General features: G+C 31.7%; 14 protein-coding genes. 12 read left to right on the forward strand and 2 right to left on the reverse strand.

The window, feature by feature from the left end; all coding sequences use genetic code 11:
* Window positions 1–9: 9 nt before the first annotated feature.
* Window positions 10–561: a DUF6252 family protein gene (locus ACNFIH_RS04365; protein WP_426485649.1), complete on the reverse strand. Its 552-nt coding sequence runs from the start codon at window positions 559–561 to the stop codon at window positions 10–12.
* Between the two features lie 159 nt (window positions 562–720).
* Entirely contained in the window at window positions 721–2,604 is a 1,884-nt protein-coding gene (gene dnaK / locus ACNFIH_RS04370) for a molecular chaperone DnaK (RefSeq protein WP_426485650.1), read from the reverse strand.
* A gap of 301 nt (window positions 2,605–2,905) precedes the next feature.
* Between dnaK and ACNFIH_RS04375 the strand changes: the two genes are divergently transcribed.
* From ACNFIH_RS04375 to ACNFIH_RS04430, 12 genes are all read left to right on the forward strand, one after another.
* Entirely contained in the window at window positions 2,906–4,396 is a 1,491-nt protein-coding gene (locus tag ACNFIH_RS04375) for a TlpA family protein disulfide reductase (protein WP_426485651.1), read from the forward strand.
* Window positions 4,397–4,516: 120 nt separating this feature from the next.
* Window positions 4,517–4,876, forward strand: a complete 360-nt coding sequence (locus ACNFIH_RS04380; RefSeq protein WP_426485652.1) for a hypothetical protein — start codon at window positions 4,517–4,519, stop codon at window positions 4,874–4,876.
* Window positions 4,877–4,988: 112 nt separating this feature from the next.
* Window positions 4,989–5,612 carry a hypothetical protein gene (locus tag ACNFIH_RS04385; protein ID WP_426485653.1) on the forward strand — a complete coding sequence of 208 codons (624 nt, stop codon included), beginning with the start codon at window positions 4,989–4,991 and terminating at the stop codon, window positions 5,610–5,612.
* A 46-nt stretch (window positions 5,613–5,658) separates the two neighbouring features.
* Complete coding sequence (locus ACNFIH_RS04390; RefSeq protein WP_426485654.1) at window positions 5,659–6,414, forward strand: hypothetical protein; 756 nt, start codon at window positions 5,659–5,661, stop codon at window positions 6,412–6,414.
* A 40-nt stretch (window positions 6,415–6,454) separates the two neighbouring features.
* Window positions 6,455–7,735 carry a Na+/H+ antiporter gene (locus ACNFIH_RS04395; RefSeq protein WP_426485655.1) on the forward strand — a complete coding sequence of 427 codons (1,281 nt, stop codon included), beginning with the start codon at window positions 6,455–6,457 and terminating at the stop codon, window positions 7,733–7,735.
* A gap of 82 nt (window positions 7,736–7,817) precedes the next feature.
* Window positions 7,818–8,285, forward strand: a complete 468-nt coding sequence (locus ACNFIH_RS04400; protein ID WP_426485656.1) for a hypothetical protein — start codon at window positions 7,818–7,820, stop codon at window positions 8,283–8,285.
* A gap of 31 nt (window positions 8,286–8,316) precedes the next feature.
* A complete protein-coding gene (locus ACNFIH_RS04405) occupies window positions 8,317–8,778 on the forward strand; it encodes an SRPBCC family protein (protein ID WP_426485657.1) in 462 nt (153 codons plus the stop codon).
* A 43-nt stretch (window positions 8,779–8,821) separates the two neighbouring features.
* Window positions 8,822–9,925 (forward strand): nuclease-related domain-containing protein, encoded by a 1,104-nt coding sequence (locus tag ACNFIH_RS04410; protein WP_426485658.1) that lies wholly within the window; start codon window positions 8,822–8,824, stop codon window positions 9,923–9,925.
* A 91-nt stretch (window positions 9,926–10,016) separates the two neighbouring features.
* Window positions 10,017–10,802 carry a peroxiredoxin family protein gene (locus ACNFIH_RS04415; RefSeq protein WP_426485659.1) on the forward strand — a complete coding sequence of 262 codons (786 nt, stop codon included), beginning with the start codon at window positions 10,017–10,019 and terminating at the stop codon, window positions 10,800–10,802.
* A 5-nt stretch (window positions 10,803–10,807) separates the two neighbouring features.
* Window positions 10,808–11,227, forward strand: coding sequence for a hypothetical protein (locus ACNFIH_RS04420; protein ID WP_426485660.1), 420 nt, complete (start codon window positions 10,808–10,810; stop codon window positions 11,225–11,227).
* Between the two features lie 140 nt (window positions 11,228–11,367).
* Window positions 11,368–11,805 carry an acyl-CoA thioesterase gene (locus ACNFIH_RS04425; RefSeq protein ID WP_026982233.1) on the forward strand — a complete coding sequence of 146 codons (438 nt, stop codon included), beginning with the start codon at window positions 11,368–11,370 and terminating at the stop codon, window positions 11,803–11,805.
* Between the two features lie 88 nt (window positions 11,806–11,893).
* Entirely contained in the window at window positions 11,894–12,730 is an 837-nt protein-coding gene (locus ACNFIH_RS04430) for a mechanosensitive ion channel family protein (RefSeq protein ID WP_426485661.1), read from the forward strand.
* Window position 12,731: the final 1 nt, after the last annotated feature.

Consider the following 12,731-nt stretch of genomic DNA (forward strand, 5'->3'; position numbering starts at 1 on the left):
AAATTGGTTTTATGGCGTTGTAATTATTGTATAAGATAAATTCTTAAAAACCCCATTTGTAACTTCTACTATTTCTGGAGTAACTATTTTAGTTTGCAAAATGCCTATTTTTTCAGTTGTAAAATTAAATGTCCCTGAAATTGTTTTCTTTTCTGAATCCATAGCCGTAATAGTAATTTTTCCTGATACAGGAGAATGTTCTGTATACAAATATCCATCGACTCTAGAGCTATTTAAAAACAATGCATCACTTACTTTATCTGGATTTGTTTTATCATTATACCAATTGTATGCTTTTAAAGGCATTAAATTATTTGTTGTAATTTCACTTTCAAAAGCTAAAAAAAGCTCTGACGAATCATCCTGAAAATTAATATCAAACCTCATCAGGTCCACATCAGGAATTTTAATTAAGGTCGCTATGACTGGCTTGGTAGGCTTCCATTCTTTACCATTCACAGTAGCAGATACTGAGCTTGCTTCTTCATTGCTGTCATCACTGGAGCAACTTGAAAATAAAATAGTTATCAAAATAAACACAAGGCTTAAGTTTTTTTTCATCAGTAATTGTTTTTGGTTAATTTCTTATCAAAACTAAATTAAAACCAAACATCTTGTTTGAGGAAAACCTCATTTTGGAGAAATTTTAATAAATATTTTAAACAAAAAAAACCGAGCCATTTCTGACTCGGCTTTCATATTCAATTATTTAAGAGTAAATTATTTTACTTCTTCGAATTCAACGTCTTCAACATTGTCTCCAGATTGCTCTTGTTGTGGAGCAGCTTGTTGACCTTGATCACCACCTTGAGCGTACATTGCTTCTGTAGCTGTTTTCCAAGCTGCATTTACATTGTCTAATCCTTTTTGGATTGCTTCAAGATCTTGAGATTGGTGAGCAAATCTTAATTCAGTTAAAGCAAATTCGATAGCTGTTTTTTGATCGTCTGTCAATTTATCTCCTAACTCTTTCAATTGAGATTCAGTTTGGAAAATAGTACTGTCAGCTTCGTTCAATTTCTCAGCTCTTTCTTTTGCAATTCTGTCAGCATCAGCGTTAGCTTCAGCATCTTTTTTCATTTTTTCGATTTCCTCAGCTGTTAATCCAGAAGATGCTTCGATACGGATATCGTGAGATTTTCCAGTTCCTTTATCAGTTGCAGAAACTTTAATGATACCATTAGCATCGATATCGAAAGTTACTTCGATTTGAGGAACTCCTCTTGGTGCTGGTGGAATACCATCTAAGTGGAAACGACCGATAGTTTTGTTATCAGCAGCCATAGCTCTTTCTCCTTGTAATACGTGGATTTCAACAGATGGTTGAGAATCAGCAGCAGTAGAGAATACTTGAGATTTTTTAGTTGGGATAGTTGTGTTAGACTCGATTAATTTAGTTAATACACCACCCATAGTTTCGATACCTAAAGAAAGAGGAGTTACGTCAAGTAACAATACATCTTTTACATCTCCAGATAAAACTCCACCTTGAATAGCAGCTCCAATAGCAACAACCTCATCAGGGTTAACACCTTTAGATGCTTTTTTACCGAAGAATTTTTCAACTTCGTCAGCGATTCTTGGCATACGAGTAGAACCTCCAACAAGGATTACTTCGTCGATATCAGATGTAGATAAACCTGCATCTTTTAATGCTTTAGCAACTGGCTCCATAGAACGTTTTACTAAAGTATCAGATAATTGCTCAAATTTAGCTCTAGATAATTTTTTCACTAAGTGTTTTGGTCCAGAAGCAGTAGCAGTTACGTATGGTAAGTTGATTTCTGTTTCAGCAGAAGATGATAATTCAATCTTAGCTTTCTCAGCAGCTTCTTTCAAACGCTGTAATGACATTGGATCTAAACGTAAATCAATTCCTTCTTCAGTTTTGAATTCGTCAGCTAACCAGTCAATAATAACTTGGTCAAAATCATCACCACCTAAGTGAGTATCACCATTTGTAGATAATACTTCGAATACACCGTCTCCTAATTCAAGAACAGAGATATCAAAAGTACCTCCACCTAAATCGTAAACAGCAATTTTTTGATCAGTTCCTTTTTTATCTAATCCGTAAGCAAGTGCAGCAGCAGTTGGCTCGTTGATGATACGCATAACTTTAAGACCAGCGATTTCTCCAGCTTCTTTTGTAGCTTGACGTTGTGCATCGTTAAAGTAAGCAGGAACAGTGATAACTGCCTCAGTTACTGTTTGACCTAAATAGTCTTCAGCAGTTTTTTTCATTTTTTGAAGTGTCATTGCAGACAATTCTTGAGCAGTGTATAAACGACCATCAATATCCACACGTGGAGTATTGTTGTCACCTTTTACAACACTGTAAGGAACTCTTTTTGCCTCATCTTGAGTTTCAGCAAAAGTGTGTCCCATAAAACGTTTAATAGAAGCAATCGTTTTTGTAGGATTCGTTACTGCTTGTCTTTTTGCAGGATCACCTACTTTAATTTCTCCACCTTCAACAAAAGCGATGATAGATGGTGTAGTTCTTTTTCCTTCTGCGTTAGGGATAACAACTGCTTCGTTACCTTCCATTACAGAAACACAAGAGTTCGTCGTACCTAAGTCAATTCCGATTATTTTACCCATTTTTTATATATTTAATTTTTGATTTAATTTTATTAACTCAGGTGGCATAAGTCAATCTTTGTGCCAATATAAAAAACTAAATAAAATTGTCAGTTTTAATGTCGGAAGCTTAAAAAACATCTGACAACATGACATTTTAAATACCTGACATGTATGGCATATTAGTATTTCAGCTGTCATTATATTCGACAAACTTTCCGGTTACGATATAATTACAAGGGAGTTATCTCTTTTAAAAGCTCTTTTTTTCCGAATAAAAAATCTATATTTGAGATATTCAAAATTAATTAAACCTTAACCCATGAAGTTGTTTCAATTAATAGTAATAATGCTTCTTCCTGCATTTGCATTTTGCCAAACCAAAAAAGACAATATTAAAATAATCGGAAAAATAGCCGGAAAAATCCCCGAAACAATTGAATATACTTTACCCATTAACGGAATTGAATATTTTGGTTTTACCAATTCTATACAACCGGATTCGGCAGGAAATTTTGAAATTAATGTTTATTCCAGTAAAGCTTGTTTCATAGATTTATCAAATAGTTATAAATCATTCGGAACATTAATTGCAGAGCCTGGAATGACTTATAACATTTCCATCAATACTGAATCTCCTGAAAATAAATTTAGGGTTGCTTCCAAAAATGAAAAAGGACAAACTTTATATAATCAAATTTCAACCCGAAATATGATTACTGGTGATGGTCATTTTGAATCCGAAACAAAAAAATATAAAAATGACAGTATTTCTTTTGAAGTAAAACAAAAAATTGAACATCAAAGAGAACTCGAAATTGCCGGATTTCAACAATTATTAAAAGACAAAACCATTTCTAAAGATTTTTATAATCTGGTAAAATCAGACCGAGATTATTTCTATAAAGGCATGCAAGGAAGTCTTGCTTTTATAAATTATTTGATTTCAGCACAAAAAAACAATTCACTTTCTCCTACTGAATATAAAAAGCTTTGGGAAGGAATTTTCGAAACAAATCCTGTAACAAATCTTAATCTTTTAAGCTCGCCTTGGTTTTATTTTTATGTCGAAAATTATTTGCGCTATAATGAGTTAATAATAGATGCGATAGACAGGTCAACTTTAACTGAATTTAATAAACAAGGACTTATTCATACTCATAATATTGATTATGCTAAAAAACATTTATCAGGCCTCCAATTAGAATATTACTTTGCAGCTTATATTTATTACGAAGCCATTAATAATAATTATGAAAAAGAACTGATAACGCTTTTTGAGCAATTCAAAAAAGAATATCCATCAAGCTCGTACACCCATTTCTTAGAACCTGTAATTATTCCCATTATTGCTTTTCACAAAAAACAGGCAGAACCATTAAATGAAAAAATAAAAATCGTTGCTAATACAACAACTTTCAATTCGGTAAAAGATGCACTGAAAACATTAAATGGTAAACAATATTATGTTGATATCTGGGCAACTTGGTGCGGGCCATGCAAAGAAGAATTTAAAGACAATGCAAAATTGTATGAATTGCTGAAATCAAAAAACATCACGATGGTTTACGTTTCAATCGACAAAGATAATCGTGAAAAACAATGGCAGGAAATGATTCATTTTTATAATCTGGAAGGTTTTCACATCAGAGCAAATGAAAAATTAGATGCCGATTTAAGACAGTTATATGGAAGTCAGTCAATGGGAATTCCGTGGCATTTTTTGACAGATGAAAATGGAAATATCATTAATAAAAGACTAAGCGGGTCATCTGAAATTGAGATTTTAGAAAAACAGCTAAATAATAATTAATAAACACCCGATTTGGCGAATCCGAAAATAGAGCATAATTTAGTTCAAAACCCAATACATTGTTGGAACGCTACGCAGCACATATAACCAAATTTAGAATATAAAATTAACTAATTAAAAATGGGAATACTAGAAAAAATATTTGGAAAGCCAAAACCAAAAAATCCTGAAGATTTTTTTTTAGTTACAATTAATAAAGAATTTATTAGAGTTGAGCATCCAGAGAGAAAAACCGAAGAAATTTTATGGAAGGACATTGACGAAATAAAATTAATAAACACAGATGATGGACCTTTTGTACCTGATGTTTGGTTAGCGTTGCTTGGCGAAAATTCAGTGTGTCTTATTCCACATGGTGCTAAAGGATTTGAAACAGTTTATGAAATAATTTCAAAATATGACAATTTCAACTTTGACAATTTTATTTCTTCAATGTCATGCACAGATAATGAAGAATTTTTATTGTGGAAAAAGGAATAAATATATCGCATAATAACTAACAAAACGATTTTTTTTAAAACAAGCTTAATGAATCGGTGTAAATAATACTATCCATTAAATTGAGATCAACAAAAAAACAATCCGTCATAAAATGAGACTAAAACTAACTTTATTTTTCCTGATTTTGTCTATTTCGATATTTGCACAAACAAACTTAGGCATTGGTTTAATTTCCATTAAATTTAATGATAAAACTGTTTTGCCATTTTATTCTTCAATGAATGACAAAGAACCTATAAAAACTATTCGATTTTTTAATGATAAATCGATCAACAGCTGGAATATTAAAGATCTTAAAAATGAGCAAAAATGGTTGAAACCAGAAGTACTTTGGATCGATTACAATTTCTTTGTCTTTCGTTGCGAGAAACAGGAAAATGAATGGTTTAAAATAATTGTAAATAACGAATCTGGAAAATCACTTTGGATTAAAAAAAACAAAATAACTGAATTTAAAAATTGGGAAAAGTATCTTCAGGATATGTTTAGAATTGAAAGAGTCTCAAAAACCGACAAAATTTATAAATCACCCAATAAAAATGCAGCAACAATTAAATACTCTGGAGAGGATTGTTTTCAGGTTAAATCAACGAAAGGAGATTGGATTGAAATTTTTACTTCAGAATGTGATGAATCAAAAAATGAAATAAAATCGGGCTGGATAAAATGGAAAGAAGGAAATCGTTTATTGATTGAGTACTTTCCAATCAGCTAATAAACAGTTGAATTATTGCTTATTAACATTTTTCTAAATTATAAAAATGAAAAAACTTATTTTACCTATCATAGCAATTTCATTTGCTTTTACAGTTCAATCTTGTCTTAAAAAAGAAACAATAAGCCCCAAAAAAAATGTTTCTGTAATCGACAGCCTTCCAGAGCATGACTGTACAGGCGAAGAAGAATATGAGGAAAGCACTTCCGGAGAACCTGATAATGTCACTTATCCTGAAACAGGAAATAAAATTGCAGACTTTCTTCCTAAACCCGACGTTTATGAAGTGCAATATAAAGCTGAAGGAGATTTGAATAATGACAATTTACCTGATATTGCTGTTGTATTAAAACACAAGGAAAATTATACGTTAAAAAGACCCATGTTAATCCTTTTGCAAAATCCAGATAAATCATACCGTTTAGATAAAATATCCAATATTGTGATGCCCCCTGAATATAACGAAAATGATTTTAAAATGTACACTGAAACTATAAGTATAGAAAAAGAGGAACTTCGTATCTATCTCTTTGGTGGCCCGCATAATGCCATTTCCAGTACATTTAAATATATTGAAAAAGATCTTGTTTTGAACACTTTAACTGCATATTCTGGTGGTGCTGGAAGTATCGTCGAAATGTCTTATGATTTTGAAAAAAGTGAAAGCACAACAAAAGAAACCAATACAATGGAAGAAAATATGCCGTCAACATCTGAAACTTTCCCAATAAAAAAAGAACTTCATATTTTTGAAGATACTGCCCTTTCGGAATTCTATAACGGAGATAGTGACGAATCTTAAAATTTTACAATATGTTTACTGTCTTTTTAAACTTTAAAAAATGGAAAACTACACCATAATCATTTTCATATTAGCCATTGTAATCGGTATATCTGCTTTTGCCGAAAAATCAAAATTGCCCTTTCCTATTCTTTTGGTAATTGTTGGAGTTGCAATTGGATTTATTCCAACAATGAATGAAATCGAAATTAATCCCGAAATCATTTTTTTGATATTTCTGCCGCCATTATTATATGATGCTTCATTTAATATTTCGCCAAAACATTTCAAAACAAATCTTAGCACAATCAGCACATTAGCTATTCCTTTGGTTTTCCTGACTACTTTCTGGATTGCAGTGGTTTCGCATTATATGATTCCCGGAATGAGCTGGCCATTGTCTTTTGTTCTCGGTGCCATACTTTCAGCTACTGATGCCGTTGCAGCGGTAAATATTACAAAAGGTCTTGACATTCCTGAAAAAACGATTACAATACTCGAAGGCGAAAGTCTTATTAATGACGCTTCTGCTCTTGTTGCTTATCGTTTTGCTGTTGCTGCAGTGATGGGCTCGGCTTTTATTATTTGGAAAGCTACATTTCAATTTGTGCTCTTACTTGGAGGCGGGTTTTTAGTTGGTTTTGTTACTGGTAAAATTTTAGCTTTTATTCTAAAAAAAGTCCGCAATAATATAAATGTTACGGTTAGCTTTATGCTGCTTATGCCTTTTGTCACTTACCTTATTGCAGAACATTTGCATGTTTCGGGCGTAATTGCGGTTGTTATTTTAGGTTTAGCAATGGCACGTTTAAGCAATAAAGTCTTTCCTGAAAATTTAAAAAACAATGCCCGAAGTCTTTGGGATGTTATTATTTTTCTGCTCAATGGTTTGATTTTTATATTAATCGGACTCAATTTTAGATATATTCTGAAAGATATTGACGACGGTATGATTTTACCCTACATTGGTTATGCGGCAATTATTACTATTGTTGCCTTATTAACCAGAATGGTGAGGGTATTTTTTCAAAAGAAAAATCTACAAAAGGCTTTTCAAAAGAACAAAAAAGGAAAACGAAAAGTGAGTGAGAATGCATTGCTTGATTTTGGTAATAGTTTAATTATAAGCTGGTCAGGAATGCGCGGCATTGTTTCGCTGGCAATTGCTTTAGGTTTACCAAAATTTCTAGATGACGGAACTGCTTTTCCTCAACGAAATGCTATTATTTTCATTTCGGTAGCAGTTGTTTTGATAACTATTATTGGGCAAGGACTTACATTACCGTGGGTAGTTAAAAAAATAAACTCAACCAATAAAGACAAAGAGCTCACTCAGAAGTAATTTTATAAGTAAATACGCTTACGAATTTTAATATTTTGCGTACTTTCGGTAAACCATTTACTAACGCCCCAAAAACAAAAAAATGAGCGAAGAATTACAAAGCAAATTTGACGAGTTTGACAAACCAGAAATCATCCGAAGAAATCTACTTCCTTGGTGGATTAAAACATTTTCCTGGATTTTTATGATTTTAGCAGTTTGCGGATTAGGTACTTTAATAGGAAGCGCTTTTTCTACAAATGTTCAACTTTCTTTATATGGCTTTGAAACCAATACAGCCTACTCTGCTGTTGGTATTTTTATTATTTTGGTAATGGCATTGAAAGGATTTGCAGGTTATTCGCTTTGGTTCGAAAAAGCAAATGCGATTTCAATTGCCAAAATTGATGCGATTATTGGTGTTGTAATTTGTATTATTTCGATGTTTGTACTTCCATTTACTTCTGGAGACGGACATATTCAATTACGTTTAGAACTTCTATTATTAATTCCTTATTTCATTAAAATTAATAAAATTGAATATGAATGGGATAACTTAGAAAAACCCTGATACTATCTTTTTAATTAAATAATTATATCAAATGGAATCAGAAATTACAGTAACCACACCAGAATCAGAAATTGTTACGACACGAATTCTGAATTTTCCGCAAGAATTGGTTTTTAAAGCCTGGAGTAATCCTGACCATTTAAAAAATTGGTGGGGACCAAAAGGCTTCACCAATACTTTTCATGAATTTAATTTTTGCGAAGGCGGAAAATGGAGCTTTATTATGCACGGTCCCGAAGTTGGAAATTATGCCAATGAATGTGAATTCATAAAAATAGACAAACCGAATCTTATTGCTTGGAAACGCCATTCTAAACCGCTTTTCCAAATTCTGACCACATTTGAAACTGTTGCCGAAAATCAAACGAAAGTAATTTTTAAAATGCTTTTTGAAACTGCTGAAGAATGCCAAAAACTGAAACCTTACGTTGTCGATAAAAATGAAGAAAACTTTGATAAGCTCGAAGTTGAATTATCGAAAATGAAGTCATAAACATCTATAAAATATATCATATGGTAATTAATCGAGAAAGATTATGTGTAGAGTTTATAATACCATTGGATGTCTGAATACTTTACAAATTCAACTTGTCAGATATAATGCTGATCACTTTCACACATTAAATGAGCTGATTAATTTTCGGAAAAATTATCGAGCAAATGAAGCACAGATTATTGCTGATCATTCTCTATTTATAGAAGAAGAAAAAACAAGCCTCGAAAAAGATATTGCTGAACTAAACCTTGCTATTCCACAAAAGAAAATTGATCTTGAAGAACAATTAAAACAAAAACTTGACGATTTAAATCTGAAAATTGAATACCTCCCCGAAACTCATTCCAGAATTATTCCAACAATAAAAGATTATTGGTTCAACCTTGTCATTTGCATAAAATTTTGGCTGGTACAACTTAAATTCCATTTTGATATTTTACATTTTAATTATCAGGCAAAAAAACTACTTTCCAAAAAAAATAAACAATTAGAATACCTTTCTTCACATTTTCAGGATGCTGTAAATGAAAGCTGTTTCCCTGATATACAAGCGCTCGAAAAGAAAAAAGAAATCGTTGAAAATCTAAACAATACAATTTATGGCGCAATTGGAGAGCAAAAAGTAGAAACTACACTCAAAAAACTCTCTAACGATTATATTTTGATAAATGATTTTTGTTGCTCTTTCAATCCGCCAATCTATAATAAAAACAATAAAGATCATATACATTCTATTCAAATTGATCATCTGCTTTTGTCGCCAGCTGGTATCTTTTTAATTGAAACAAAAAATTGGAGTAACAATTCAATAGATAATCCAGATTTTCGATCTCCCGTTCAGCAAATTCTCAGAACTAATTTTGCATTGTATAAAATGCTTAATAATGAATTAGGCAACTTAAATAAAAATTTTGCCCGGCAATATTGGGGAAACAGAAAAGTGCCTATCAAAAATGTAATTGTTTTCACCAACAATAAACCTTTAGAGCAATTTGAATTTGTAAAAATTGTCACATTAGACGAATTACTTCCTTATATAAAATACTTCGACGCAAGCTTTCTAAATGACGAAATTGAAATGATTGCTGACTTTCTTCTTAAATTTTCTGAACAAAGAAAAAACCGCTCTAGATTAAGTGCTTAACACAAACTAAATTTTACTTTACACCATAAAATTTAAAAGCTCTCTTTTAAAAAAATAGTATATTTATCAAAAAACTATCAAATCAAACCACATGAAAAAATTAATTTGTTTTACTCTTCTCTTAATTACACCATTCTTTTACGCACAAAATAAAGTCGCCAAAAAGCCCGAAACTGTCATTATAATCAACAATGAAATTGTAACAATGGCACAAGTTGAGAAATATGCTCAGGAAGGCAGAATTAAATCAATGAATAAAGGTGTTACAGAAGAAGAAAGAAACAAATTAGCCGAAAAATATGGTGATAAAATTGGAGACAGAGAATTTATAACGGTTGTTGAGGTTTTTACTGAACAAGAAAAACCTGAAAGTAGCCCCAAAAACAGCGACATCGCAGCGGAAAAATTCACTAAAAATAATAACCCTGAATATCTTTTAAAAATCAATGACAAAGCCAAAGATTTTACTTTGAAACTCCTTGATGGCAAAACAATAAAACTTTCCGATCTAAAAGGAAAAGTGGTTCTTGTCAATTTTTGGGCCACTTGGTGCGCACCATGTCTTCAGGAATTTTACGATGTTCCTGCAAAAATTACAGAACCATTTAAAAATGACAATTTTATATTTTTGGCTATCTCAAGTGGAGAAGCTGAAAATCTTGTTTTAAAAAAAGCAACAAAACTAAAAAAAGATGGTCTTGATTTTAATTATGGAATCGATCCAGATAAAAAAATATGGAATGATTATGCCACCAATTCAATTCCAAAAAACTTCTTGATTGATCAAAATGGAGTTATAAAATTTGCAACAACTGGAAATGTAGAAGGAAATTTAGATAACATTGCGAGTGAAATCAAAAAACTGCTTTCAAAATAAAACTTATGACATTTAAATATTCTATTTGCCATCCTGACAAACCAGAAATCGAATATAAAAAACAATTGATTTCAAAAGAAGAAGTTTTAGAAATTGCTAAAAATTATCCATGGGCTGAAAAATTAGATTTCTCAGATACGCTCGACCAAAATAAAGTTTACTTTAATCCTTCGCTCGATTTCAGCTGTATTAGTAACGGACAAAGTTTTGCTTTGACTGCAATATATGATAAACAAAAAAATCTCGAATTTTCTTTGTGGTACAACAGACCTAAAAAAGTCAAATCTTTCTTTGGCTTATTCGGAGAATCTGAAAAAATGATTGTTGATGATTATTGGTCGCTTAATCTTGATGAATCTTTAAAATTTCTTACCTATTTTGTAGAAGGAAAATATGATGCTATTGAAGATTTGTATAAAAAATAAAGTATCAATTTTGATAAATTTTATTCTGTCGGAAATTCCATTTGTTTTTATTCGTAATTTCGATTTTTTAAAAAGATTGTCGTTTTAGACGAAACAATTTCGGCAGGCAATCGCAATACAATTTAAATTACAATTACAAAATGGCTTCATTTATTAAAGAAATTTCTTTTCGCTGGTCAGATCTAGACCCTAATTTTCACGTTCGTCATAGTGCTTATTACGATTTTGGTGCACAGCATCGTATCGAAATCCTTGAAGAACTAGGATTGACATTGAGAGTTATGCAAACGCAGGGTTTTGGCCCGGTTTTGTTTAGAGAAGAATGTGTTTTCAGAAAAGAATTAAAACTTTCAGATAAAATTTTCATTCACACCAAAACATCAAAAATGAAAGCCGATGCTTCTCGCTGGTCGATCATTCATGAATTTAGAAGAGAAGACGATACACTTTGCGCAACCATTACTGTTGACGGTGCATGGATGGACACAAAATTGAGAAAACTGGCTTCTCCAACGCCAGAAATTGCAATCGAAGCGTTGAGTATTTTTCCAAAAAGCGATGATTTTGTTGGACTATAAAAACTAGCAAAATTTATTTAACTTTATAAAATCCAAAAAACAATATTTACAATTGTTTTTTGGATTTTTTTTCTCAAAATCAAAATCTATGATTGATTACGTAAAAGACTTTAGAATTGTATTTTTTATCGTTATTATCGCCATTGTAACTATAGTTTTGGGCGCTTTAACAGATAAAATTCTTCGTTATTTTTTATACCGAAAACTAAACGACAAAGAATATGATGCCACTGGTTTTAGATTCTTAAAACATTTGGTTATAACCGTAATCTACATTCTTGGATTTGCTTTTGCTTTAATCCAAATTCCTGAATTTAAAATCATTGGACATTCCTTTTTAGCTGGTGCCGGCGTTATTTCTCTCGTTGCTGGTTTAGCTTCGCAACAAGCTTTAAGCAATATTGTCAGCGGAATCTTTTTGGTGATTTTTAAGCCTTTCAAAATCAATGATAAAATCACAATCAACAATTTTGTTGGAACAGTGGAAGATATTAATTTAAGGCAAGTCGTTTTGAAAGATGCTGAAAACAACCGAATTATAATTCCAAATTCAGTTATCAGCAATCAAATTATTGTCAATACAAACATGCACGATACCAAATGTTGCAAAATAATCGAAATTGGAATTGGTTATGATTCTGATCTCGAAAAAGCATTGGAAATCATGAAAGATGAAATTGCCAAACATCCGTTTTTTATTGATACACGCACTAAAGAAGCCAAAAATCAAAAAGCACCTCTTGTTGTGGCGCGAGTTGTAGCTCTCGCCGATTCAAGCGTCAATTTAAAAGCTTGGGCCTGGGCAAAAAACTCTACAGACGGTTTCATAATGTATTGCGATTTACTGCAAAGCATTAAAAAACGTTTTGATGAAGCCAAAATTGATATTCCGTATCCGCAAAGAGTGGTGACAATTAAGCAGTAAT

Origin of the sequence: Flavobacterium sp. 2, assembly GCF_049949195.1 — a bacterium.
Taxonomy (GTDB): Bacteria; Bacteroidota; Bacteroidia; order Flavobacteriales; family Flavobacteriaceae; genus Flavobacterium.

Excerpts from the sequence above, each read along its gene's own strand:
- ACNFIH_RS04365 (WP_426485649.1), bottom strand. The coding sequence starts at position 561 with ATGAAAAAAAACTTAAGCCTTGTGTTTATTTTGATAACTATTTTATTT.
- dnaK (WP_426485650.1), bottom strand. The coding sequence starts at position 2,604 with ATGGGTAAAATAATCGGAATTGACTTAGGTACGACGAACTCTTGTGTT.
- ACNFIH_RS04375 (WP_426485651.1), top strand. The coding sequence starts at position 2,906 with ATGAAGTTGTTTCAATTAATAGTAATAATGCTTCTTCCTGCATTTGCA.
- ACNFIH_RS04380 (WP_426485652.1), top strand. The coding sequence starts at position 4,517 with ATGGGAATACTAGAAAAAATATTTGGAAAGCCAAAACCAAAAAATCCT.
- ACNFIH_RS04385 (WP_426485653.1), top strand. The coding sequence starts at position 4,989 with ATGAGACTAAAACTAACTTTATTTTTCCTGATTTTGTCTATTTCGATA.
- ACNFIH_RS04390 (WP_426485654.1), top strand. The coding sequence starts at position 5,659 with ATGAAAAAACTTATTTTACCTATCATAGCAATTTCATTTGCTTTTACA.
- ACNFIH_RS04395 (WP_426485655.1), top strand. The coding sequence starts at position 6,455 with ATGGAAAACTACACCATAATCATTTTCATATTAGCCATTGTAATCGGT.
- ACNFIH_RS04400 (WP_426485656.1), top strand. The coding sequence starts at position 7,818 with ATGAGCGAAGAATTACAAAGCAAATTTGACGAGTTTGACAAACCAGAA.
- ACNFIH_RS04405 (WP_426485657.1), top strand. The coding sequence starts at position 8,317 with ATGGAATCAGAAATTACAGTAACCACACCAGAATCAGAAATTGTTACG.
- ACNFIH_RS04410 (WP_426485658.1), top strand. The coding sequence starts at position 8,822 with ATGTGTAGAGTTTATAATACCATTGGATGTCTGAATACTTTACAAATT.
- ACNFIH_RS04415 (WP_426485659.1), top strand. The coding sequence starts at position 10,017 with ATGAAAAAATTAATTTGTTTTACTCTTCTCTTAATTACACCATTCTTT.
- ACNFIH_RS04420 (WP_426485660.1), top strand. The coding sequence starts at position 10,808 with ATGACATTTAAATATTCTATTTGCCATCCTGACAAACCAGAAATCGAA.
- ACNFIH_RS04425 (WP_026982233.1), top strand. The coding sequence starts at position 11,368 with ATGGCTTCATTTATTAAAGAAATTTCTTTTCGCTGGTCAGATCTAGAC.
- ACNFIH_RS04430 (WP_426485661.1), top strand. The coding sequence starts at position 11,894 with ATGATTGATTACGTAAAAGACTTTAGAATTGTATTTTTTATCGTTATT.